General features: G+C 57.3%; 14 protein-coding genes. 6 read left to right on the plus strand and 8 right to left on the minus strand.

Annotated features, from left to right (window positions below; all coding sequences use genetic code 11):
• Nucleotides 1-108: 108 nt before the first annotated feature.
• Nucleotides 109-1,149 carry an abhydrolase domain-containing 18 gene (locus HY011_22905; protein MBI3425787.1) on the minus strand — a complete coding sequence of 347 codons (1,041 nt, stop codon included), beginning with the start codon at nt 1,147-1,149 and terminating at the stop codon, nt 109-111.
• 350 nt (nt 1,150-1,499) lie between these two features.
• Between HY011_22905 and HY011_22910 the strand changes: the two genes are divergently transcribed.
• Nucleotides 1,500-5,927, plus strand: coding sequence for a CHAT domain-containing protein (locus HY011_22910; GenBank protein MBI3425788.1), 4,428 nt, complete (start codon nt 1,500-1,502; stop codon nt 5,925-5,927).
• A 143-nt stretch (nt 5,928-6,070) separates the two neighbouring features.
• On the opposite strand, the gene HY011_22915 is transcribed toward HY011_22910, so the two are convergent.
• Nucleotides 6,071-7,066: a LysR family transcriptional regulator gene (locus tag HY011_22915; GenBank protein ID MBI3425789.1), complete on the minus strand. Its 996-nt coding sequence runs from the start codon at nt 7,064-7,066 to the stop codon at nt 6,071-6,073.
• 302 nt (nt 7,067-7,368) lie between these two features.
• Here HY011_22915 and HY011_22920 point away from each other — a divergent pair, with 302 nt between their 5' ends.
• A complete protein-coding gene (locus HY011_22920; protein ID MBI3425790.1) occupies nt 7,369-7,899 on the plus strand; it encodes a putative metal-dependent hydrolase in 531 nt (176 codons plus the stop codon).
• 184 nt (nt 7,900-8,083) lie between these two features.
• Entirely contained in the window at nt 8,084-9,166 is a 1,083-nt protein-coding gene (locus HY011_22925) for an AI-2E family transporter (protein MBI3425791.1), read from the plus strand.
• Nucleotides 9,167-9,261: 95 nt separating this feature from the next.
• On the opposite strand, the gene HY011_22930 is transcribed toward HY011_22925, so the two are convergent.
• A complete protein-coding gene (locus tag HY011_22930; protein MBI3425792.1) occupies nt 9,262-10,356 on the minus strand; it encodes a DUF481 domain-containing protein in 1,095 nt (364 codons plus the stop codon).
• Between the two features lie 394 nt (nt 10,357-10,750).
• Between HY011_22930 and nifA the strand changes: the two genes are divergently transcribed.
• The 3 genes from nifA to HY011_22945 all read left to right on the plus strand — a co-directional run bounded on the left by nifA (nt 10,751) and on the right by HY011_22945 (nt 15,335).
• A complete protein-coding gene (nifA, locus tag HY011_22935; protein ID MBI3425793.1) occupies nt 10,751-12,292 on the plus strand; it encodes a nif-specific transcriptional activator NifA in 1,542 nt (513 codons plus the stop codon).
• Between the two features lie 542 nt (nt 12,293-12,834).
• Entirely contained in the window at nt 12,835-15,027 is a 2,193-nt protein-coding gene (locus tag HY011_22940; GenBank protein MBI3425794.1) for a glutamine synthetase III, read from the plus strand.
• A 95-nt stretch (nt 15,028-15,122) separates the two neighbouring features.
• Nucleotides 15,123-15,335, plus strand: a complete 213-nt coding sequence (locus tag HY011_22945) for a hypothetical protein (GenBank protein ID MBI3425795.1) — start codon at nt 15,123-15,125, stop codon at nt 15,333-15,335.
• A 156-nt stretch (nt 15,336-15,491) separates the two neighbouring features.
• On the opposite strand, the gene HY011_22950 is transcribed toward HY011_22945, so the two are convergent.
• The 5 genes from HY011_22950 to HY011_22970 form a co-directional block, all read right to left on the minus strand.
• Nucleotides 15,492-17,975: a S8 family serine peptidase gene (locus HY011_22950; protein ID MBI3425796.1), complete on the minus strand. Its 2,484-nt coding sequence runs from the start codon at nt 17,973-17,975 to the stop codon at nt 15,492-15,494.
• A gap of 261 nt (nt 17,976-18,236) precedes the next feature.
• Nucleotides 18,237-18,767: a hypothetical protein gene (locus tag HY011_22955; GenBank protein ID MBI3425797.1), complete on the minus strand. Its 531-nt coding sequence runs from the start codon at nt 18,765-18,767 to the stop codon at nt 18,237-18,239.
• Nucleotides 18,768-18,801: 34 nt separating this feature from the next.
• The gene (locus HY011_22960) at nt 18,802-20,202 is read right to left on the minus strand and encodes an RHS repeat-associated core domain-containing protein (GenBank protein MBI3425798.1); all 1,401 of its coding nucleotides are present in this window, start codon (nt 20,200-20,202) and stop codon (nt 18,802-18,804) included.
• Nucleotides 20,203-20,289: 87 nt separating this feature from the next.
• The gene (locus tag HY011_22965; GenBank protein MBI3425799.1) at nt 20,290-20,586 is read right to left on the minus strand and encodes a hypothetical protein; all 297 of its coding nucleotides are present in this window, start codon (nt 20,584-20,586) and stop codon (nt 20,290-20,292) included.
• An 18-nt stretch (nt 20,587-20,604) separates the two neighbouring features.
• On the minus strand, nt 20,605-24,273 hold a 3,669-nt coding region (locus HY011_22970), incomplete at its 5' end, for an RHS repeat-associated core domain-containing protein (GenBank protein MBI3425800.1).

The following is a 24,273-nucleotide window of genomic DNA, read 5'->3' on the forward strand; positions in this document are numbered from 1 at the left end:
GTGCGGTAATACGGCGGCGATTCTATGCGCGGTGTGAGAGCGGGTCAAACAACGGCTTGATAATCGTCAGGGCAAGGCAAGGCCGGGCGTATCAGCACGGCCTGACCGCTACTTCCACACGCGCCGAAAGAAATTGATGATGTGAAAGGCATCCAGATACTTAAACGGCGACCGGCCCACCGTGTAATGCCCGCACGGCAAAAAGACCGTTTCAACCGGGATAGCGTGACGGCGGCAATCGCGCACAAAGATGTCGGTCAAATCGGGCACCATCGTCAGATCGTAGCGCGCCGAAATCAGCAGCGCCCGCCGCCGCACCTGATGAAACTGTTTGTCGGCGTAAAAGCTCGGACTCAAACTCAACCAAGCCTCGCGCGTGGTTTCGAGCGACAACTCCTGCTCCAGGCTTTGCCGGATGTGCCCAGTGGTCACGCCGCGCCAAACCACGTCGCCAAAATAGCTCGACACCAGGTTGAACACGCCCGCCTCCAGCCGTTCGTCGTGAATGAATGCCAGCCACGACACGCAGGAACCGATGCTGGTGCCCGACAGACCTACGTGCTGATAGCCTTGCAAAAACAGCCAATCCGCCGCGCGCCGTATGTCGTGCACGGCCTGGCGCACCGCATGAATCGTGCGCCCGATGTTGGAACTAATCAGATAATCGGCGCGCTGCAATTCAGGCGGACGCCGCCAATCGTGAAAGGGCAGGCTCAAGCGCAACGCCGCAATGCCCAGCCGATTGAGCGCCCGGCACAACGCCACGTGCGACTGTTCATCGGCATTCCATTGCGGCGAAACGATCACCGCGCGGGCTTGCTTGCCAGCGGGGGTTTCCGCCGGAAAGAAGCGCGCGTGCACCGTGTCGTTCTTGGCATACGGCGTGGTGATGCTGCTGGGAAAGCTCAGCCGAAAGCCGTCGAAGCGAAAGTCTTCGGCGCGACTGGGCGCAGGTGCAAAAAACTCGGCGTTGGCCTCTAACACCTGCGCATTGAATTGCCGCAGGTAATCCAGCGGGCGCACAGGCGAATGCCCATTGCCGGGCGCACCCAAGAATTCCAAGCCCCATTCAAAAGGCCGCACCACACGTTGATCGAAATCGCGCGCGTGCAACTTGTGCTCGAGGCGATGCATGTATTGTCGAAGCATAAAAAGAAACCGCTCCAAAAAATGAAACGGCATTGTATGAATCACCGCGCGAAAGACAAGCCAGCCTTTTGCAGCTTTGCAGCACAGTAGCGCAACCCTGCCGAGGTTGCGCGGCGTTATCCGTGAAACCGTGAAGGTCATGGACGAACTGAATGCCGTCCATGCTGAAGCCGCGCAACCTCGGCAGGGTTGCGCTACTTTGGCCGCGTCGTCTCACTTCCCTTTCGCTCACGATTCCTCGCGCGGGTTTGAAGCCTGCGCTAAGATGCCGCCGCAGTAACTCGGCAGAGACGCCAACGACACAGCCGCGCCGCCCCGCGCCACCACAACTTTGGCTTTTAGGAGATCGCATGGCAGCTCACATCTTTATTTCGCACACGAGCAAGGACGACGCCTTCGTCAAGGAATTGCGCGAGAAACTCGCCGCGCACAAACTCACGGTTTGGGACGACGCACACAAGTTGCGCGGCGGAGACCGACTCAAACCGGAAGTCAGTGCGGCCATCGAGACCGCACGCAAGTTCATCGTCGTGCTTAGCCAAAACGCGATTGAATCAGATTGGGTCTTTGACGAAATCAACCAGGCGCTGGCCGTCGAACAGGCGCGTAAGGCTGAAGGCTACAACGTCATCCCGCTGCTGTTGCCCGATTTCAAAGCGGCGATGCTCAAACGGCTGAAGGTCTTCCCTGACGAACGGCTCGGCATCAGCATCGCGCCCGGCCCGAATGGACTCGCCGATGCCATGCCGCAAATCCTGGCCGCGCTGGGCAAAGAACTTCCGGCGGATGCCGCGCCACCTGCTGCCGTCGCGGAAAATCCCGTCGCCGAATTGTTGCTGGAACTCAGAAATCTGAAGGTCGAGACCGACGACGGCAAGACGCGGGCAAAAGCTGAAGCGACGCTGACGTTCCAGCCGCCGGAAGCCGGAGCGCGCGAGGTAAAAAGCGAGCCGTTCTTTTTCACTTCGCCGTTGGGGCCAATCGAAAGTGACGATCTGCGCTGGTATCTGGAAAAGTTTTATCAATGGCCGATTGGCCAGTTCAAAGAGCGCGGCGAACGAATCGCCAAACAATTGCCCGACTGGGGACGGCTGCTTTACCAGGCTGCGCTCGAAACCGAATCCGCCCAGGAAGCGTTGCGCGGTTGGCTGGACAGCGCCAGCAAAGCCGAGCGCCGTTTTTCGGTCGAAGTTTCAGACAAGCTGCCGTCCGGTTCGCCGCCCGAAGCCATCACTTCTGCCAAAGAAGCCGCCACCTTGTTGCTGTCGCTGCCGTGGGAATTGCTGCACGACGAGCGCGGATTTTTATTTCATGGCAAGCACGCTGTCCGTGTCCGCCGCCGTCTGCCGAACAACGTCAAATTCGAAGACTTCGAGCGCAAATTGCCGATCCGCGTGTTGCTGGTCAGCCCTCGCCCCGAAGACGACAGCGCCGCATACATTGACCACCGCGTCAGCTCTCAACCGCTGGTCGAAGCCATCGAAACGTTGGGCGAAACGGTCAGCCTGACGATTTTGCAGACGCCGACCTTTCCCGCTTTGCAGCAGGCGCTGCGGCGCGCACAGTTCGACGTAGTCCATTTCGACGGGCACGGCGTTTTCGATCCGCGCGTAGGTTTGGGCAAGCTCTGTTTTGAAGCTCCCGACCAGGACGACCAATTGCACAACCGCAAAAGCGAATTGATTGACGCCGAACGGTTGGCCGCAGTCATGCGCGATCACCGCATTCCGCTGGTGTTTCTGGAAGCCTGCCAAAGCGCCAAAACCGACGATGACCCGACGGCTTCGGTGGCGGCCAAGCTGTTGGAACAGGGCGTAGTTTCCGTTGTGGCAATGACGCATTCCGTGCTGGTCGAAACGGCTCGACGTTTCGTCAAAGAGTTTTACCGCGAATTGGCCGAGGGCGCACGCATCGGAGCCGCGATGCTGGCCGGGCAACAGGCGCTGCACGCCGACACGCGCCGAGGCGCCATCGCTGGCGCGGGCGAATTCCATTTGCAGGACTGGTTTGTGCCTGTGCTGTATCAGGAACGCCAGGACCCGTCGCTGGTTCGTCAGCGTTTGTCGGCAGCCGCGCTGGAAGACGTCGCCGTCCGTCGCAAATTCAATCTGGGCGAATTGCCTGACGCGCCAGAACACCGCTTCATCGGGCGCAGCCGCGAACTGCTGGCGCTGGAACGCTTGCTGCTGACCGAACCTTACGCCGTCATTCGCGGCGTAGGCGGCGAAGGTAAAACGACGCTGGCCGTGGAACTGGCGCGGTGGCTGGTGCGGACAAATCGCTTTCGCCGGACGGCTTTCGTCAGCTTGGAACAGTACAGCGACGCCAAAGGCATGGCGGACACGATTGGCCGCCAACTGGTCGGCGCTGGTTACTCGGCTGGCGGGCACAGCGACTGGCGCGCAGCCATGCTGCCGATCAAACGCGAGCTAAAAGACAAACCGACGATCATCGTGGTGGATAATGTGGAGAGTCTTTTTTCTCCCACGAAGACACACGAAGAGGCACGAAGGGATGAGAATGATTCGGGTGAAACGTCAGGCTCCTCCGCAGAATCAACGAAAGCAACTGAACCCTCTTCCAGTCTTCGTGATCCTTCGTGTGACTTCGTGGGAGAAGTTTTTCTTTTCTGCCAAGCCTTGCTCGACGCACATCCGGCGACACGGATTGTGTTCACCAGCCGCGAACTTCTGCCTCGTCCCTTTGCCAGGCGGGATCGCGTGATCCCGCTCGACCGGCTGAGCCGCGAATACGCCGTCGAACTGGTCAGCCGCGTCATGAAACGGCGCGAATACGACGAACAAGGCAACACACCCACCGACATCGCCGAACTGGTCGAAGCCGTCAACCGCCACGCCCGCGCGCTGACCCTGCTGGCGCACGAAGTGAAGGCCAGCGGCGTGCGCTCCACCACAGACAATCTGCGCCGGTTGATGATTCGGCTGGAAAAAGATCATCCCGGCGAGCGCGAAAACTCGCTTTACGCCAGCGTAGCCCTCTCGCTGCGTCGCCTGCCGCTCGATCTGGGCCAGCAGGTGAAGGCACTGGCCGTCTTTCACGGCGGCGCGCACCTTGGCGTGTTGTGGGTGATGCTGGGAGTACCGCTGGAAGCTGTGGATCTGTTGGCGACAGCATTGATCGAAGTGGGCTTGGCCGAAATGATGGACTACAGCCACTTGCGGCTTGATCCGGCGCTGCCCAACTATCTGCTGGCGCAGATGGACGCGGCGAAACTGCCATCGCTGACCGCGCGCTGGGCGGAAAGCATGCGGGCGCTGACCGGGTTTCTGTATCAGCAACGATCTCAAGATGCCCAACTCGCGCAGCAACTGACGCTGCTGGAACTGCCCAATCTGCTGGCGCTGCTCACCGTGGCGGTTGACACGCTGCCGCCAGAAAGGGTGGTGGATTTGGCAGGCAGGATAGAAGACCTGCTCACTCCCTTGGGTCGTCCGCAGGCACTGGCACAGGCGGTCAGCGTGCGCGCGACAGCGGCGCGGCGTTTGGGGGCGTGGAGCCACGCCCAAGTTCAGAACGCGAGCAATAACATTAACCGGCTGTTGGAGCAGGGCGCAATGCCCGAGGCTTTCGCGGCGGCGCAACAACTGCTCGCGCGTTGCCAATCCGCCGGAGCCGACGCTTACCCCGAAGCGGCGTATGACAGCGCGATGGCGTATTTCCTGATAGGGGAGGTGCTGCAGACAGGCGGGGCCGCCGAAGAGGCGCTAGTGCAACTAGCTGAAGGCCAACGCCGTTTTCAGACCCTCGCCGATACAGGTGAACCCAGTGCTATACAGATGACGGCAGTTGCTATCATCCATATCGCAGATTGTTTGAGAGATTTAGGACGATTAGATGAAGCACTTGCAGGTTATCAGGATTGCAGCGAACGGGCCACCAAACTTGGTAATCAAAGATTACTAGCAAACAACAAAGAGCGAATAGGAACAGTCCGCCTGATCCAGAATCGTTATACCGAGGCACTTGAAGCTCATTCCGAAGCACGCGGAATTTTTGAACGATTGGGCGAGCCGGGCACTGTTGCTCGTTCATGGCACAGAATCGGTATGATCCACAGTAAAACCGAGCATTTTGAACAAGCGGAGTATGCCTACCGGCAAGCACTAGCAATCAATGTGCGACATAAGTTTGTTGCGGATGAGGCCATTAACTTAGGCCAACTTGGCATTCTTTATTCTGAAATGGGATTGTTGGAAGAGGCAGTAAAATTCTGTCGGCAGGCAGTGGAAATTCACGCTAGTCTACAAGATCAATGGCATGAAGGATCAGCCCGCAGCAATTTGGCCTATACGCTGATCAAGCTGCAACGCTACGACGAAGCCCGCCGCGAATTGCACCGCGCGATTGAATGCTCGAAGACTCTCGGCCACGCCGCCAAACCCTGGAAGACCTGGGAGTTCCTGCACGACCTGGAACAAGCCACCAGCCACGCGCAGGCTGCCGCCGAGGCGCGCGGACAGGCCGTGACAACCTATCTAGCTTACCGGCGCGCGGACGGGGAGAGCCAGGCCCCTACCGCACCACTTTACGCGCTGGTGGCGCAGGCACTGGGGGCAGGCACACCGGACGCGCTGACCGCCGCCGCCGCGCAACTCGCCGAAGGTGCGCAAGCCGCCATTACCGCGTCGTTCACGGCGCTGCTCGACAAGCTGCAAGCGGTCTTGCGTGGCGAACGCGACCCGGCGCTCGCGGCTGATCCGGCGTTAAGTTTCTGGGATGTGGTGGAGTTGCAGTTGTTGCTGGAAGGGTTGGGCTGACCTGGGTACGCACCGCTTCCAGCGTGCAGACGTGGCGTCAGACCATATCAGGCCGGTAGGCTCCCCCTTCCGCATCAAGCTATTCACTGCCAAGACCGCACGCTGGAAGCGGTGCGTACCCAGGATTGAACACCGTTCCGCTGCTACGCCGAAACCAGTTTGACGATGCCGGGTTTGGCGAGCGGCATGGCCGGGCGCGATAGCAATTCGACAAAGTCATTCACATAGGCGGGCACGAAATCGTGGCGCAGGAGGGCGGCGCTCCATTGGCGGTGCAGGCCCTTTTTGGTGACGGGGCGGGCGATGAGATTCCCCGCCTTGAGTTGTTCTTGCACGGCCCAACGCGCCAGCACGCTGATGCCGAGATCGGCTTTGACCAGTTCGATGATCGCTTCGGTCAGTTGCATAACCGTCAACCGCGCAGGCTTGACGCCCGCCGGAACCAGGACGTTGTTGAACAAATCGCTGTCTTTGGGCGGGACGTACAGGATCAAATGCTGGTCGGCAAAATCGCGCGCGCGCAAATAATCGCGCGCGGCCAGCGGGTGTTCGGGGGCCATCACGGCGACGAGTTCGTCGCGGAAGAGCGGTTTGTAATGCACCCGTTTGTCGCGCGAGCGGGATGACACAATCGCCAAATCAAGCTTGCCGTTGAGCAGCGCGGGGAACGGGTCGTGGGTGAATTCGACCATGATCTTCATCTCGACATTGGGGTACTTGCCGCCGAATTCGCGCAACAGTTCCGGCAGCCAGTGATAGCAGGTGTAACACTCGGTGCTCAGCCGCAACGCGCCACGGTCGCTGGCGGCCATCTGTTTGAGGTCATCTTCCGCCCGCCGAAGTTCTTCCAGCACCTGACGGGCTGAATACAACAAGCGTTCGCCCGCCTGGGTCAGCACCATCTTTTTGCTCAAGCGCAAAAACAACGGCGTGCCGAGCCGCGCTTCGATGTCGCGCAATTGATGGCTCAGCGCCGATTGCGTCAGGTGCAGGCGTTCGCCCGCGCGGGTCACGCTTTTCTCTTCGGTGACGGCAATGATGAGTTTGAGGTGGCGGATGTCCAGTTGCATTTGGGCGGTCTCGCTTTCGGTGAGTGAAAGTAATTCATCGAAAGGATGAAAACAATGAGTTTTCTGCATTCGATATTTCTGCGTATGATGTGGGTGCGTCAAACAAATGTAACCACAAAGCGACGAAGAGCACGGAGGAAGACTTCCCTGTTCGACTGTTTCGTCTCTTTACAACGGGTAGTTGATCAACGAGGAAAGAGAGATTACGGAACAAACGGAAATAACGGAATAGACGGAAAAGCCTGGCTGGCTTAACGGTTTCTTCCGTGTGTTCCGTTATTTCCGTTTGTTCCGTAATCTCTCTTTTGTCTCTAACTGGAATGCTACTCGTGGTGAAAGTCTTTCTTTTGGAAGTCAACGCATAAGGAGAAATGAGAATGTCCGATCTGAGCTACCCCATCGGCGATTTTGTCGCCCAACCCGTCATCACCGCCGCCCAACGACAGGAACTCATCACCAGCCTGGATCAAACGCCTGCCCGTATGCGGGCCGCCATTGCCGGGCTGTCGCACGAACAACTCGAAACGCCCTATCGCCCTGAGGGCTGGACGGTGCGTCAAACCGTGCACCACACGGCTGATAGTCACGCCAACGCCTACGTGCGATTCAAGCTTGGGCTGACCGAAGATGTGCCTACCGTCAAGCCTTACGATGAAAAGCGTTGGGCCGAGTTGGAGGACGGGCGCAACGCCAACCTGGAACCCTCGCTGCGCTTGCTGGAAGCGATTCACGAGCGTTGGACGATCTGTTTGCGCGCGCAACCAGCGGAAGCGTTTGCGCGCGAGTTGCGGCATCCCGAAGCGGGCGTAATGTCGCTGGATGTCGCCTTGCAAATGTACGAGTGGCACGGGCAGCATCACGTTGCGCATATCACCCGGTTGCGTGAACGTATGGGTTGGTAAGCGGCCCTCTGCGTTCGATTTGCTTCGGTGCATACAAACGCACCGGTACGGTGCAGGGAGCGTGCGTGCTCCCTGCACCGTTTGGCTCGGAATTGCCAAGTTCAGCCTGCCACGCCTACAATCCCGCCGCATTTAGAGAAGCAGTCTTTCCCGCATAGCAACAATTCAACAGGAGGCCGCACCGATGATGAACACGGGTCAGCTCAAGCTTCGCCGCAACACTGCCACCACGACGTTTTTGGCCATTGTCGCGGTGCTACTGGCGTATCTCTGTTTTCAGATCGCGCAGCCGTTTCTGGAAGCCATCGCCTGGGCCGGCATTCTGGCGATTGTTTTTGCGCCGCTGCATACGCGGCTGGGCAAGTTCATCAAAAATCCTGATCTGCGCGCCTTGGCCAGCACGTTGTTGACGACGCTGGTGGCGGTGTTGCCATTACTGTTGCTGGTGCTGGCGATTTCGCGCGAAGTGGCGCTGGGCGTCGGGCAAATCAAAACCAGCGCGGCAAATATCAAAGACTGGGAAGCCGCGTTGACACAGACGCGCTACGTCGGCCCGGCCTGGCAATGGGTGCAGGTGCATTTCAAAGACTTCGAGGGCGATGCTAATGAGATGTTGAGCAATGCCGCGCAGCGCGCGGGCGCGGTGGCGGTCAGCGTCTTCAGCGGCGCGCTGACCAATATCTCTGCGTTCCTGTTCAACGTCGTGATGGTGGCCTTCACGCTCTTTTTCTTCTTCCGCGATGGCGCAAAAATCGTTGAGTATTTGAAACGCGCCTTGCCCATCGAGGCTGAGACGGCAGATGAAATCGGCGCGATGATTGCCGATGTCGTGCGCGCTTCGATCAACGGCGTCGTGGTCATCAGTTTGATCAAAGGCTTGCTGGCGGGGCTGGCGTTCTGGCTGCTGGGCGTACCCTCGCCCGCGTTGTGGGGCGCGGTGGGCGCGGTGGCTTCGTTGATCCCGGTGATCGGCATTGCGCTGGTTTGGGTACCGGCGGCGCTGTTGTTGTGGATCAAAGGCTCGGCCATCAAGGCGCTGATTCTGGCCGTTTGGGGCGTGACGGTGCTGAGCTTTATTGACAACATTCTTTATCCGTACTTGGCGCAGGGCGAGGTGCGGCTGCACACGCTGCTGGTCTTTTTCAGCGCGATGGGCGGCTTGGCGGTCTTCGGTTTTTTGGGGTTTGTGCTGGGGCCGGTCGTAACACTCTTGGCGGTGACGCTGGTCGAAGTGGCGAGCGAGTATTATTCGGGGCGGCCTGGGTGAGGATGGGAACGATGGGAGAGGTGAGGGGAACAAGGGGACGGGAAAACTGTGTAAATCGTCGCGTCTCTCAATTGCTCCCATTGCTCCCATCACAGTTATTTCGCAAACGTAAACCGCAGCCCCGTCGTCAACAGCGAATCGCTCTTTTTCAGCGCGGGCACGATGACCGGCGGATTGCTCAGGTAGCGGTTGCTGTACGTGACCTGCCACGCCAGCCAGCGATTCAGATTGGTCGAGAGCGCGGTGTCGAATTGCATGCGGTATTCGCCGCGCTGGCTCATGTTCGGGAAAAAGACGAGCCGTTCACGCAACAGGGAACGGGCCGCCAGTTTGTGCGTTAGCTCTTCGCCTAGCAACACTTCGCCACGGCTGCGCTTGAGCGGCGAGCCAGCCGCAAAATACTCCTTGGTATAAGCGCCGCCGCCGAATACATCCAGCGCGGTACGGTCATTCTTGATCGGCTTATAACCGAAGCCGCCGCCCAGCGACATACGCAAATCCAGATTCTGAAACTCATCGAATTCCAGATCGCCGGTGCCAAAGACGAAGCTGCGCGACGACAGATTCACGTCATAACGCCCGCCGCCGCGAATGGCATTGGCCACCTGCGCGAAATCTTTTTCGGTGCGCCGACGTGAACTGGCCCGCAACGAAGTCGCATAGACGGTGATTTTGTCGCGCGGCGTGGCGCGCACGGCGTTGGCCGCCAGCGTGAAGGTATTCGTCTCAGCGTTGCCACGCGCCAAGCTCAAGCCCACATCCACCGCGCCCGCCCACAGATCAAGCAGGCCGGGATTTTTCAGCCGGTCAACTTCGGCTTTCCAGGCGTTGAATTCGGCGGCGTTGCGCACCGCGGCAATCGCAGCCTTGGCGACTTTGACCTTGCCGGTCTCTTTGGTTTCGACTTCGTATTGGTCGCCGCTGGCGCTGACCTTGCCGACGACGGTTTGGTTGTCGGTGAGCGTGAGGTAAACCGGTTCGGTGCTGGCCAGCACGTCTACGGCCTCCCAGGCGATTTCAACCGTCCCCATGAATTCGGTTTTGACCGTGATTTTCTTGCCGTCTGATTTGACGATCTGGCCGCTGACGCGGTCGCCATTCTTGAGCGTCAGGGTATCGGCCTGAATGCTCAGGCACACGCCACACAGCAACAGACATAACGCTGCCAGTAAGTTCATTTTGCGAATCATTCGTGCTCCTCCGGGTTTGGGCGCAAGACGCAAGCCGGTCGCAAAAGTTGCTAACCAACGAGCGTTGAGAAATAGGCGCTGTTAAAAATTGATGAGACAGATGGGGGAGAATGGCGTTGTGGGGAACGCGGGGACTGCTGGTCTGATGTTTGCAACTTGTGTGGGGTGCCTTGAGTGGCGGGCCGCATCTTACGAATTTTCCGGCGGGCTGTCCACGTATGAATTCGCAGTGCGCCAAGCGGTTACAACGGCCTGTGACACCCGAGACATGAAATTACCGCCTGGGGCTTGAACGACAAAAATGTTATCTTATCGGCATCATTCAAACATTTTTGTAACAGGATAAACGGGAGCGGCAAGCGACTGGAAGATTTTTTCCGGCAGTCGAATTTTTATGGATGAACAAGCAATGCAGATTCGGCGGTTGACGGCCTTGCTCGATGTAAGCCAGGCCTTAGGCTCCACGCTTGATCTGCGCGAAGCGTTGGAAAAAGCGCTGGAGATTTTAGACCGTGAACTGGGGATGCGGCAGGGCGCGATTGCCCTGCTCAACGAAAAGGCCGGCGAAAGCGGCGAACTTTCGATCAAATACGCCCACGGCATGAGCGAGAAAGAGATTCAGCGCGGCAAGTACCGCCTGGACGAAGGCATCACCGGACGTGTGGTCACGACTGGCAAGCCCGTGATCGTGCCGCAAATCAGCAAAGAGCCGCTCTTTCTGAACCGCACCAAACGCACGGGCGGCGGCCAGGAAGATTCCTTCATCTGCGTCCCGATCAAAGACCGCCGCAAAACTATCGGCGCGCTTTCGATTCTCTTCCCGTACAAGCAAAATCGCAGCTATGACGATTCGGTCAAGCTGCTGACGATCATCGCTTCGATGATTGCGCAAAGCTTGCGGCTGGCCCAGATGGTCGAACAGGAAAAGGCCCAACTGACCGAAGAGAACACGCTGCTCAAACGCGAATTGCAGCAGAAATACGACTTCCGCAACATCGTCGGCACCAGCAAGGAAATGCGCGATGTTTACGAACAAGTCGCGCAGGTCGCCCATTCCAACACCACGGTTTTGATTCGCGGCGAATCGGGCACCGGCAAGGAATTAGTCGCGCACGCCATTCACTACAACAGCCCGCGTTCGGCCAAGCCCTTCGTCAAAGTGAACTGCGCGGCGCTGCCCGAAAGCCTGATCGAAGCCGAGCTTTTCGGCCACGAGAAAGGCGCGTTCACCGGCGCGATTCAACGCAAACGCGGGCGCTTTGAATTAGCCGAAGGCGGCACGCTTTTTCTGGATGAGATCGGCGACCTCTCGCCCGCGATGCAGGTCAAACTGCTGCGCGTTTTGCAAGAGCGCGAATTCGAGCGCGTCGGCGGGATGGAAACCATCAAGGTCAACGTGCGCGTGATCACCGCGACCAACGTGGATTTGGAAGCGGCGGTGCAGGACGGCAAGTTCCGTTCGGATTTGTATTACCGGCTGAATGTCTTTTCGATTTACCTGCCGCCGCTGCGCGAACGCAAGACCGACGTGCTGTTGCTGGCCGATCACTTCCTGGAAAAATACGGACGGCAGAACGGCAAGAGCATCAAGCGCATCTCGACGCCTGCGATTGACATGCTTAACAGCTACCACTGGCCCGGCAATGTGCGCGAATTGGAAAACGTCATCGAACGCGCGACGCTGGTTTCAGATGGCAACGTCATTCACGGCTATCACCTGCCGCCCACGCTGCAAACCGCCGAAGGCTCCGACACCGGCACGCGCCTGGGCTTGGATCAGGCCGTCGGCGCCTTCGAGAAAGAGATGATTCAGGACGTGCTCAAAACCGCGCGCGGCAACCGGGCGCGGGCGGCGCGCATGCTGGATACGACCGAGCGGATTTTGGGCTACAAAGTGAAAAAGTACGGAATTGATTGTAAGCGGTTCAGAGGTTAAACAAGGCCACACCTGAATCTTGTTAGGTATGCGGCAACCGGGCTTTAGCAAAGCCCAGCAGGTTACTAACTTTGGTGGTGGGTCAATGGGGAGAGCTAAGCCGCAGATCAACGCAGACCAACGCAGACCAACGCAGACCAATTCCATTGTCTATGCAGCTTGCTCTGCGTTTTTCTGCGTTCATCTGCGGCATGACCCCTCCTTTTTGAGCCACTATCCTAACTTTGTACAGCCAGAGATTGCGCCGACAGACAAAATTGTTGTATTACCGACTCTTCACGACAATTTTGCAACTCTCTACATTCTTCTCTCATCACTCGAAACATGTCTTTTGCTTGCATAATCAACGTTTACCTTGGTTATCCGCTGTCACTCAGTGCTGGCAAGCCAATTGCTACAAGATCGTCGGGAATCGGCTGGTCAGACAGCCCACACCAACTCCCACGGCATGATGCATTACCGGACGCAGCAGTTGCGGGGTCGCGTTTGACACTGCACGGCGCGCCACACATCCCAACTACATCGGAGAGACCAAACACAGTATGAGCACAACAGGAAATCAGGGTCGCCTCTGGGCGATTAACGAAGTCAGCAAACGCACCCCGCGGGTGATCGCCAACGGTGCCAAAGCGTCCGATCTGTTTGGCAGCAACACCTTCAATGCCAAAGTCATGGTCGAGAAGCTGCCCAAGGCCGTTTACAAATCGCTGCTGCAAACCGTCAAAGGCGGGCACAAGCTGGATCAATCCATCGCGCCGGCAGTCGCGCATGCGGTCAAGGAGTGGGCGATTGAAAAAGGCGCGACGCATTACACACACTGGTTCCAGCCCAACACCGGCATCACCGCCGAGAAGCACGATACCTTCTTGACCATTGATGGCGAGGGCCAAGCCATCGAACGTTTTGACGCTTCGCAGTTGATTCAGAGCGAGCCGGACGCCTCCAGCTTTCCGTCGGGCGGCTTGCGCGCGACGTTTGAAGCGCGCGGTTACACGGCTTGGGACCCCTCGACGCCGATCTTCATTATGGACAGCACGAACGGCAAGACACTTTGCATTCCGTCCGTCTTCATCTCCTATCACGGCCAAATCCTGGATAAGAAAACGCCGCTCTTGCGTTCGGACGAATACCTGAACATGAACGCGCAAAAAGTGCTGAAGCTCTTCAACAGCAAAGCCACGCGCGTCTTTTCGACGCTGGGGCCTGAGCAGGAATACTTCTTGATTGACGAGGCCTTTTACGCGCTGCGTCCCGACCTGGTCGCCACCGGCCGCACGTTGATCGGCGCGAAGCCGCCCAAAGGGCAGGAACTGGAAGATCAATACTTCGGTTCGATCAAGGCGCGCATTCTGGCGTTTATGCAGGAATTCGAGCACGAACTCTTTAAGCTGGGCATTCCGGTCAAGACGCGCCACAACGAAGTCGCGCCGTCCCAATACGAGAGCGCGCCGCTGTTTGAGTCGGTCAGCGTCGCCACCGATCACAACCAGTTGACGATGGAAATGCTGCGCCAGGTCGCCAAACGCCACAATCTGGCCTTCCTCATTCACGAGAAACCCTTTGCCGGGATCAACGGCAGCGGCAAGCACAACAACTGGTCAATGGCGACCGACAACGGTGAGAACCTGTTGGAACCGGGCGATACGCCGGAAAAGAACCTGCAATTTCTCTGCTTCCTGCTGGCCACCATGAAGGGCGTTTACAAACATCAAGGCGCCTTGCGCGCGGCCATCGCCAGTTCGGGCAATGATCACCGGCTGGGCGCGAATGAAGCGCCGCCCGCGATCATTTCGGTCTTCCTGGGCGACGCGCTGACCAAGATTCTGGACGCTATCGAAGCCGGCAAGCTAAAAGGCGCGACTTCGGAAAAACAGGTCATCGCGCTAGGCATATCCAAGCTGCCCGAAATCGCCAAGGACAACACCGACCGCAACCGTACTTCGCCGTTCGCTTTCACGGGCAACAAATTCGAGTTCCGCGCGGTGGCGTCTTCCTCCTCGACGGCCACGCCGATGGCGACGCTGAATTCGGCGGTGGGCGAGGCGTTGGCCGAGATGGCCGCGCGGCTGGAAGCTTCGTTGAAGAAGACGAAGGATTTCGACAAGGCTGTGATTGATGTCATCAAGGAATTCGTGGCCGAGACCAAGGCGATTCGTTTCGAGGGCAACAACTACGCCGACGAATGGCGCGACGAAGCAGCCAAGCGCGGGTTGCTCAATCTGGCCAAGACGCCCGAAGCCTTGCTGCAACTCAAGACCAAAGAGGTCAAAGCGCTCTTCAAAAATTCGGGCGTTTACAAACCCGACGAACTCGAATCGCGCTATCACCTCGAAATCGAGCGTTACATCAAAGACCTCGAAATCGAAGTCGCCGCCTTGCGCGAACTGGCGCTGACGGCGGTCTTGCCAGCGGCCTATACCTACCAAGCGCAGGTCGCCGGTTCTGTCGCCGCCCTCGCCGCCGTCGGTGTGGCGGAAGCAGCGCTGGCCAGCCAAAAGGCTGATGTCGCGGCCCTGGCGCAATTGATCGCCGATCTTAACGGCGCCGTGGCCGCGCTCGATCACACGGTCGAAAAAGCCGAGCACGACAACGTCGAGAAAAAAGCCGTGGCCTTTGCAAGCGCCGTTTCCGAGGCGATGCTGGCCGTGCGCGAGGTTTGCGACAAACTGGAAGGCGTCGTGGATGACGGTCTATGGCCCTTGCCCAAATACCGCGAGATGCTTTTCCTGGTGTAGTGGGAACTCACGTTTCACAGCGATTGGGTGTCAGGTGGCAGGTGCTGCTTGACACCCATTTTGCTTGGGCGAAGCAACGTCAAAAGGGAAAGTCCATGAGTGCGACAAGCGAACAACCAACTGGCCCCGGCGAACTGATGAAGTGTTTGTTGAATGAACGCCAGCGCTTTGCCAGCGAGGACGAATTCATCGCCTTCGCGCTGGCCGAAGTGCGCCGCTTCATGCTCGACCTGCGCACGCTCAACATCGAAATCGCCGTGCGCAACAGCACGGGCAAGTTGCAACAGTTTTACAGCCCTAAAGAATAGGCACTCAACCGACGCCATTTCGGCCCGGCTTCAACAAAGCCACAAATACCACAGCGACACCTGTTCAAGGCGCGCAGTACCCCGCCGCCTGTCCGCCCGATCATTTTGCGATGACGATGCGCGAGATCGAGCGCGGCTTTCAACGCCCTTGAGTTGTCAGCGGATACCGGTTGATGGACAGGGAACATCTCCGGATTGCCCGTGTGCCTGTATCAAGTTTGAGCCATTGCTACTGCGTTTGATGTACCACTCCGCTGTCGAAGGTCGCCACACCGCAATGTCCGCCTTGCCGTCACCGTCATAGTCGCCTGGTGTTGGAATATCAAAGTACGGCGAATTGCTCGTCCCCCACAATTGCAGTATGAATTGTCCATCACTGCTCTTACGGATGTACCAGATTTCATCCGCCCCGCGCCAAATCGCCAAGTCCGTCTTGCCATCGCCGTCATAATCCGCCGGAACAGGTTGGTCGTTGTATGGCGCATAGCCCGCGCCCCATTGAATGCTGATTACTGTATTCGTTGTGCTTTGTAAGATCAGCCAGTTTGGCGCCGGTGCCACCGCCAAGGGACGAAACACTGCAAGGTCTGTCTTGCCATCGCCGTCGTAATCGGCGGGCACCGGAATGTCGTCCTGCTGCCCGTGCGTCTGGATCAGGGACATGCCATCCGAACTGCGTTTGACGAACCAGGTACCACTGCGCCGGAAGACGGCGACGTCGGTCTTGCCATCGCCGTCATAATCACCCGGCGTCGGAATATCGAAGTATGGCGCATAGTTTGCACCCCACAGTTGCACTATCGGACTATTGGGCGTTGCGCTGGGCCGGATATACCAGAGCGAATCCGCGCCGCGCCAGATGGCGTGATCGGCCTTGCCATCGCCATCGTAATCACCAGGTACGATCACATCATTGTAAGGCGCATAGCCCGCGCCCCATTGCATTGTAATCGTCGCGTTATTGCCACTATTGATCACAAACCAGTTTGGCGTAGGGGCCACTACACTGGGCCTAAAAACACTCAGATCGGTTCGGCGATCACCGTCAAAATCGGCCTTGACCGCCCGTAGAGTGCCTGCATTCACCGCGTTATCAACTGTCTGCTTAATGTTCAACAACCCGAAGCCCGTCACATTATTTGGCGCGGTATTGTTGCCGTTGCATTCGGTCGTAGGCATGCTCACCGCGCCGGAACTGAGATAGTTTTGGGTCTGCGTGAGATTCCCGCGCAACACGGGCCGCGCCGACCACAGCAACGCGATGGCCCCTGCCACGTGCGCCGCCGCCATCGAAGTCCCGCTGTATTCCACATATCCGCTTCCCGCACGCGCCGAACGCACGCCCACACCCGGCGCAGCCAAGTCCGGCTTCATCCGATTGCTGCCATCTACCGTCACCGGCCCGCGACTGCTAAAGGTGGCAGGGACGATAGTGGTGGGGCTGAGCGAATTGACCGCGCCCACCGTATAGGCCGTGCTGTAAATCCCCGGCGGATCGAACACCGTTGAACACGCCGGCCCATTGCTGCCCGCCATCGTCACCACCGGGATGCCTGCATTGCGCAAATTCGACACCGCCGTTGATAACGCGCCGAACGCGCAACCTTCGCTGGGCGGGCACGTCCAGGCTGCCAACACAATGTCGGGCCGTTTGTTGATGTCACCCTGCGTCACCGGGTCACCGCCAATGGGATAAGGTTTGAGCATCCATTCCAGGCATTTAAGGTAGGAATTCGGCGTGCCGATCAGGTTGGCGTCCATCGCGCGGCAAGCCATGAATTTCGCTTCGGGCGCGACGCCGATTTGATTGCTGCCGCCGTCATAGCCCAGCGCCGTGCCGATGGTGTGCGTGCCGTGCCCGTGGTCGTCAATCGGTTCGGAGTTCGCCTTGCATGTCACGCCGCCAGTCGTATCACACCAGTTATAGTCGAAGCCTTCCACCGTGCCGCGATACCGGTTCCGCAACGCAGGATGCGTCCATTCCACGCCCGAATCCACGCTGCCAATCACAATGCCGTTGCCCTTGTAACCCAGATTCCAGACTTCGGGCGCGTGTATCACCGTGAGGCCCGGTTCGATGGCTTGCGGCGCGGCGGCGCGTTCGGCCAGTTGCGCCAACTCCTCAGCCGATGGGCGGGCAATGGCTGGATTGTGGATGGCGGGATTGCCTTCGATGCGGGCGACATCGGCGCGCGCGGCCAGCGCTTCGGCCACAGCGCGCGTGCCCGTCACCAGCACGGCGTTGACCAGATAGAACGTTTGATGTGACAAGCCATTGGCGCGCAACCACGCGAGCAGCGGCGCTTGTGTGCGTTGGGCATGCTCGCGCAAACGCGTGGCGACGGCTTTGGCGCGCGTGTCGCGGTCGAGCACGGTGGATAATTCTGACAGGTCGGCTTGATCGGCAAGCAAGACGAAAAACTCGGCAGTTTGGCTGTTGTCAGTGTTTGCCAGCACCCAGGGCGTGAGTTTGCTTTGCGCTGGGGTTATTGCTGGCGACGGGCTCGCCTTGGTGCGCCGGGCAGAAATCAACATTGCCGCCAGCAACACGCCAACCAGTACAGGCAGCGTCCAAAACAACTGGCGCGCCTTTAGGCAATGAATAATGGCGCGAAAGTGAAAGCTGGAATTGGTCTTCATTGGTTTACTCTCCGTAGTTTGGACACACTATGCCCCGGCGCAGCAGCAATGCGGGCTGTCGCGCGAGAAAATTCCGTGACAGATCACTTCTTGTTAGCTTGATTCAAGCATTGTTCCGCTGGCTTCGGAAGGTAAAAACAGTATAGCTATAAGCCCATTTTGACTATCGTCGGCTTGGTCTGAAAGCCGGTCAAAATGGGTGGTTGTCAACTGGGCCTCCCGTTTCCGTTTCCTTGTTGACAGAAACTTTGAGTTTCCCAGCTATGCAGAAAGATGGGCAAGAAAAATTTTTAACCAACCAACGTCCGATCCATATTCCCTCACGTTTTGCCGCCAAAACTCTATAAATTTTTCGTGATCATCTTTCCACTGAGGATACTTTCTCTGAAAGTGTTCCCAAAACGAGAAACGAGAGACAAGTAGCGCATGATCTTCGTGAGAAACTAAAATCCCCCATTCCCCATTAAGCGAGTAAAGCGCATTTTCTACGCTCAGAGGCAGATTTAAGTACTCATCAAATGTTAGACCTTTGCACACCCAGTGCTGCCCCGTTACAAAAGGATCGGGTTGATATTCTACCTCTGAGATCAAAAAGCTTTCCTCACCGCAAGCTAATGAGGCCTCAACTACTGCTTGAAACTGATTTTCTGCAAGATGATAACCATAAGTCGGATATAGAATTATTCGATGAGGCATATCGAGATTGCCAGAAGGTTCAAAAGGATTCCGCGAGCAAAAGGAGGCATAGAAAGCTTCCCTCATTTTTGCGATATCAGTAGCCTTTGTCAGCATATATCTCCCTTATCAAACTACGACTATGGAATGGCTATTTAGGAACAAATTTGATCTTTGCCCAGTCTCCCATACCGTGAACGTCTACTGTAGGGGGACCAGATTGTGAAGTGGCTCTGAATGTAAGAGTTCCAGGACCAGTGTAAGGTTTTGCAGTAAACACACCGGGTGCCACTTGAGTGGCGGTGTTCGCACCACGAAGTTCATCAAACAACACTTTCGCGTCTTTCACATCACCGACAATCTCAACAACCGCTTTCCCGGCTCCTGGGCGGACAAGAAAGTTCAACTTGGTTAATACTTTTGCAATCAAAGTGCCTGGTAAAGGCAAGAAAGTGACCGCCAATTGTCCTTCCTTGCTGTTCCAAAACTCCCTAAAACCACTGACGATTGGGATCATCTGCGGAGGTTCTACGGCTTGAGTACTCGGCCAAGTGCGCTGGCTATCTCGTGGGAAGTGACAATCACACTGATCCTTCTTATCTTTTCCGACTCGCGCCACAAATTCGCTACCACTCTCCCAAACCTTCCCTTTTGCATTCCAATACAGATCGCCATTTTTTTCTCCGTCACGTACCCCACGACAGTTACCGTTCGCATCGCATTCGTACCGCCCTGTTGGGTCAGTAAATGCAAGTGGGTTATTGCGAACATAAGAGTACAGATTCCAACTTTGCGGATCGGCAACATCCTGATCAGCCAAAGGAATATCAGGACTTGTAAATCGTCCTTGCACATTAGCGTAATAACGCGCCTGCGCATAATCCAGCCCGGTTTCGTTGTCTCGCTCATACGACCCAAACTTCTGCCGCACCCCATCCGCCACATACCCATTGTTCGCTAACCGATACGGCGTCTGCAATGCCACCAACTCTTCTCCGAACGGCAAATAATCGTGCCGACGCACATCCGCCAGCGTTCCCGCCAGCCCCACGATCATGCGCGGCGTCCCCAGATGATCCGTCACCAGCCAGCGCACGTCCGCGTTGTTCGTCCCCGGCGCATTCCCCGTCAACGTCACGTTGTCCAGCAACACTGTCGTCGTGCTTTCCTTCTCGTTGCGCGCCACAAAGCGCACCGTCCCGCTGCCGGTGGGCGGCACGGTGAAGGCTGGCGTCGTCAGACTGACATAACTGGCCGCCGAGACTTCGTAAACGCCCAGCGATAAGTTGTCAAAGAACACTTCGAATTGCGCCGTCGTGGGCGGCGCACTGCGCCGGTCTGCCCACCCTTGCGCCGCCTGGAAGCTGAGTTGATAACTACGCGTCGCATCGAAGCCATTGATCTTTTGTTCAATGAAAGACTCGCTACCGCCTTGCAAAAACGCAGCCTGTCCGCCTTCGGGCGCGGCGCTGTTACCCGCATTCACCGTACTGCCGTTGCCGCTGATGCCCGCAGCGCCGGTGAATGTCCACTCCGCATTGGCCGGGTTCATCTGATAATTGCCCGCGCCAACCGTGGGCGTTTCAAAACCTTTCAAAGCCGCCGTTAGAGAGGGGCGGAGTATTGATGGCGGTGAGCATTACTTCGATAATCCATCTGCTTGTGCTACCAATTCAGACTCATGTCGCATTTGCTCCCAATCAATTTCAGCAACCCATTCATTAGTTAGCTTATTGAATTGAACTACCCCTTGCACAATTAAGTTGTCTGGGTTCCCATGCTCATCTCCATCATCCATATAGAATGTAAGAGTTAGGCCATCACGTAGCTCTAGCTGATGCTTTGCTAAATCTCTTTTGGTTCCATAACAGCAGAGCACTAAACGCCCAGTATCGTCAATTTTATGAAAATCCGCGTATATTCTCTCTATATTCATAGAAATCACATTGCCTTATCATTTGTTTGGGTTAGGCCTGGTTGGCGTAAAGAGCTTGCTCGCCTCTTGAGGACTTAAATTACACACCGTGCAATGAAATGGATTTCTTGCACTTCTCATGCTCGGGAATATTGCTCCACCAGCAGCTCTTATCTCTCTTGCTGTTGTTACGCCTATTTGCCCGTTACGGACGGTTTGTGAAAGTTCCGCGACAGACACTCCAGCCTCACTTGTAACTGACACTCCGTGCAACTGGTTGGCGGCATCGACAAAAACTTTGCTACCATTGATGAAATTTTCTGGGAGATTGAGTCCTCCGCGCACTACCAACGCTTCATCAGGTATGACAGATCCCAACCCCCTAGCTAAAGCTGCCATCTCTGCTTCAAGCACCAACTCAATATCAGCTTCCATTACCGCCGCCGTTTCCTCAGCCGCGATCGGAGGTCCTCCAAACCCGTAAGTCGCCATTGTTACTGACATCTGAAAGCCTGGGTCATGGATACCTTCTTGAAAATTTCTGTATGTTTCAGAGTTATCCATCAGGAATTGACGCGCACGTGCCCCGGTAACGAGAGAGCCTGCGACTGGCACCGCAAGAGGGGCGCTCAACCCAAAGACTTTTGAAAAGAACCGGCCAACTTTCCCTAAGAATCCGCCTTTTTCTTTTGTTTCAATCACAGCTACAGTTTTACGGGGATCATAATCATCATCCTTCTTCGGGTCTTGCGCCAAATGGCCGGATGGGTCGACATATTTCAGTGGGTTGTTCCTGACGTATGTGTAGAGATTGAGTGTCTGTGGGCTAATGGCTTTTCCCTGAAAGCTATCGGGGCTTGTGAATCTTCCTTGCACATTTGAGAAGTAACGCGCCTGAAAATAATCCAGCCCTGTCTCCCCATCCCGCTCCTTCCCCGTAAACTTCTGCCGCACCCCATCCGCCAAATATCCATTGTTCGCCAGCCGATGCGGCGTCTGCAATGCCACCAACTCTTCTCCGAACGGCAAATAATCATGCCGCCGCACATCCGCCAGCGTCCCTGCCAGCCCCACATTCATGCGCGGCGTCCCCAAATGATCCGCCACCAGCCAGCGCACCTCCGCGTTGTTCGTCCCTGGCGCATTCCCCGTCAACGTCACGTTGTCCAGCAACACCGTCGTATCGCTTTCCTTCTCATTGCGCGCCACAAAGCGCACTGTCCCGCTGCCGGTCGGCACGGTGAACGCGGGCGTCGTCAGATTGACATAACTGGCCGCCGAGACTTCGTAAACGCCCAGCGATAAGTTGTCAAAGAACACTTCGAATTGCGCCGTCGTGGGCGGCGCACTGCGCCTGTCTGCCCACCCTTGCGCCGCCTGGAAGCTGAGTTGATAACTGCGCGTCGCATCGAAGCCATTGAGCTTTTGTTCAATCAAAGACTCGCCGCCACCTTGCAGGAACGCGGCCTGCCCGCCTTCGGGCGCGGCGCTGTTGCCGCTGTTCAAGGGGCTGCCATTGCCGCTGACGCCCGCCGTGCCGGTGAATGTCCACTCCGCATTGGCCGGGTTCATCTGATAATTGCCCGCGCCAACCGTGGGCGTTTCAAAGCCGCCGTTGGGCGCGGCCAGATTGATCGTACTGCCCGCGCCGCTGGCGTTCGAGCCGGTGACAATGATCTTGCGCGCGCCCGCGCTGAAACCATATTCAGTGCCGGGCGCGGCGGGCAAGGCTTCGTTCGGATATTCGGCCACCAACTCGCCGTCAAACCCGTAGGCATACAGTGTCCAGCGCGGATTCGCCGCAAAGACGTTGGGCCGGAAGCGCGTCCGGTGCCCATCGGCGTCATACACGTACTGGCCGCCCGCCGTCCCCTGGCTGGCGATGCCCGTCGCTATGAGCAAGCGATTCTCGGCGTCGTAAGTGCCGCCACCCGCACCCGTTGGGTCGTAAGTCGCATTGCCCGCCGCATCGTATTGGAAAGCATAGCCCGCGCAATTGGTGAAGCGATTATTCGTCGTGCTTGCGACACAGGGGAATTTGTTGATGCCCACCGGATTGGTTCCGCCCGGCGGTTGCCAAATCGAGGTCAGGTTTTGGTCAATCGAACGGTTGCCCCAACGGTCGTAATTGAATTTCTGCGTGTAAACGTCAACGTAGTTCGAGAAAACATACTGCCGGCCTTCGACCCGATCAATCCGGTTTAATTGGTCGTAAAAATACCGGTCGTGCTGTGCGACTTTGTAATTGCTGGCGTAGTTGTTCTCGTCAAACGGCGTCCAATGCTGCATCACGGTGACATTGCCGTTATTGTCCGTGCCTTGATCAGAAAGGTTCGGCGCTGATTGCGAACGGGCAAAGTTGGTGTAATAAAAGGTCAGCTTACCCAAATTCCAGCCATCGTTATTGACCGCCTCTTTGCCCAGCACCGTGCGCGTCAATTGCAAACGTGAGTTGTAAGCCATGTGGTGATACAACCCTGTGCCGGTCGGGTTGGTGTTCGTGGTGCCGAAGTGCTCGCGCGCCATCTGCCCGCTCGCTTCATACGTGAAGCCGTCCAGATACGTGCGCAAGTTCCCGTCACCCAATGTCCCCGTGAACAGGCTGGGCCGCCCCGCATTGTCGTAAGCGTAATTGACCGTGCGCCCGGATGGATAGGTCTGCGCGGTCACCGCACCCGCCAGATTGTAGGCGCGCGACATCGTGTAGGCGGGCCGCCAATTATTGCTGATCTTGAAGCGCTGCTCTTTGGTCAGCGGGCGGCCCAGCGCATCGTAGCCGGTGACGGCCATGTATTCGACGTCTTCGCCGGTGGTTTCGGTGCCGTTGGCATAGCTCTTCCACAACCGCCCGATGCCGTACTTGCCCGCCGCTTGGTTGTCATAAATGCGCGTGATGTCCGGCGTGATTGCGGTGTTGGAGTAATCCACCGTCGTATTCCGATTGAGCGCGTCGTAGCCGTAAATCAGTTCGATGTTACGCGCATCTTTCTTGCTAACCAGGTTGCCGTTTGCGTCATAGGCATAGGCCATTGACCAGACGTTATTGGTTTCGGCCCCCGTCGTGACTGAAATTTCGGGCGTCGAAAAGCTGATGGCCGATTGCTCAGGGTTGCGCGCCCGTAACAAGCGCGACAGCGAATCGTAAGCAAACCAGCGGCGCTGGCTGCCCTGCGCAACTTGAATCAGATTATTGAGCGTGTCGTAACTGTAACTGGTCGGGTATCCCTGCGTGACCGTAGGCTGGTTGGGGAAGGTCACAGGCATGGTTTCAGCATCTGACGCTTTGATCTCCCACACTTTCGCCAACCGCCCCAGCCCATCGGTTTCGCTCAAGCGTTTCGCCCCAGCCTGATCTATCACGAGAACTCGATTGCCGTCATAAGCGGTGTCTACGTGCGCGCCATCCGGCGTTGTGACTGAAACGACCCGTCCGGCGATGTCATAAGTGGTCGTCGTATAAACCGGCGTCTCGCCAGTACGGTACGGATTGCTCACCTGCTTCGCCCTGCCCAGGCCGTCATAAAGCGTTTGGCTGTGAATCGTGAAATTGGCACCGTCTTCAGCCCGGCTGGACAGTATCGGTCTGCCGAACCCATCAAAGGTGGTTTTAGACGCCAGCCAGCGTGTGGCATCGAGTTTTTGACTCACCGTGGCCGTATTGCTGGTGGCGGTCGGGTAACTGAATTGTGTAACAGTCTCTTCCGGCGA

The sequence above is a fragment of the Acidobacteriota bacterium genome, assembly GCA_016196035.1.
Classification (GTDB): Bacteria; Acidobacteriota; Blastocatellia; order RBC074; family RBC074; genus JACPYM01.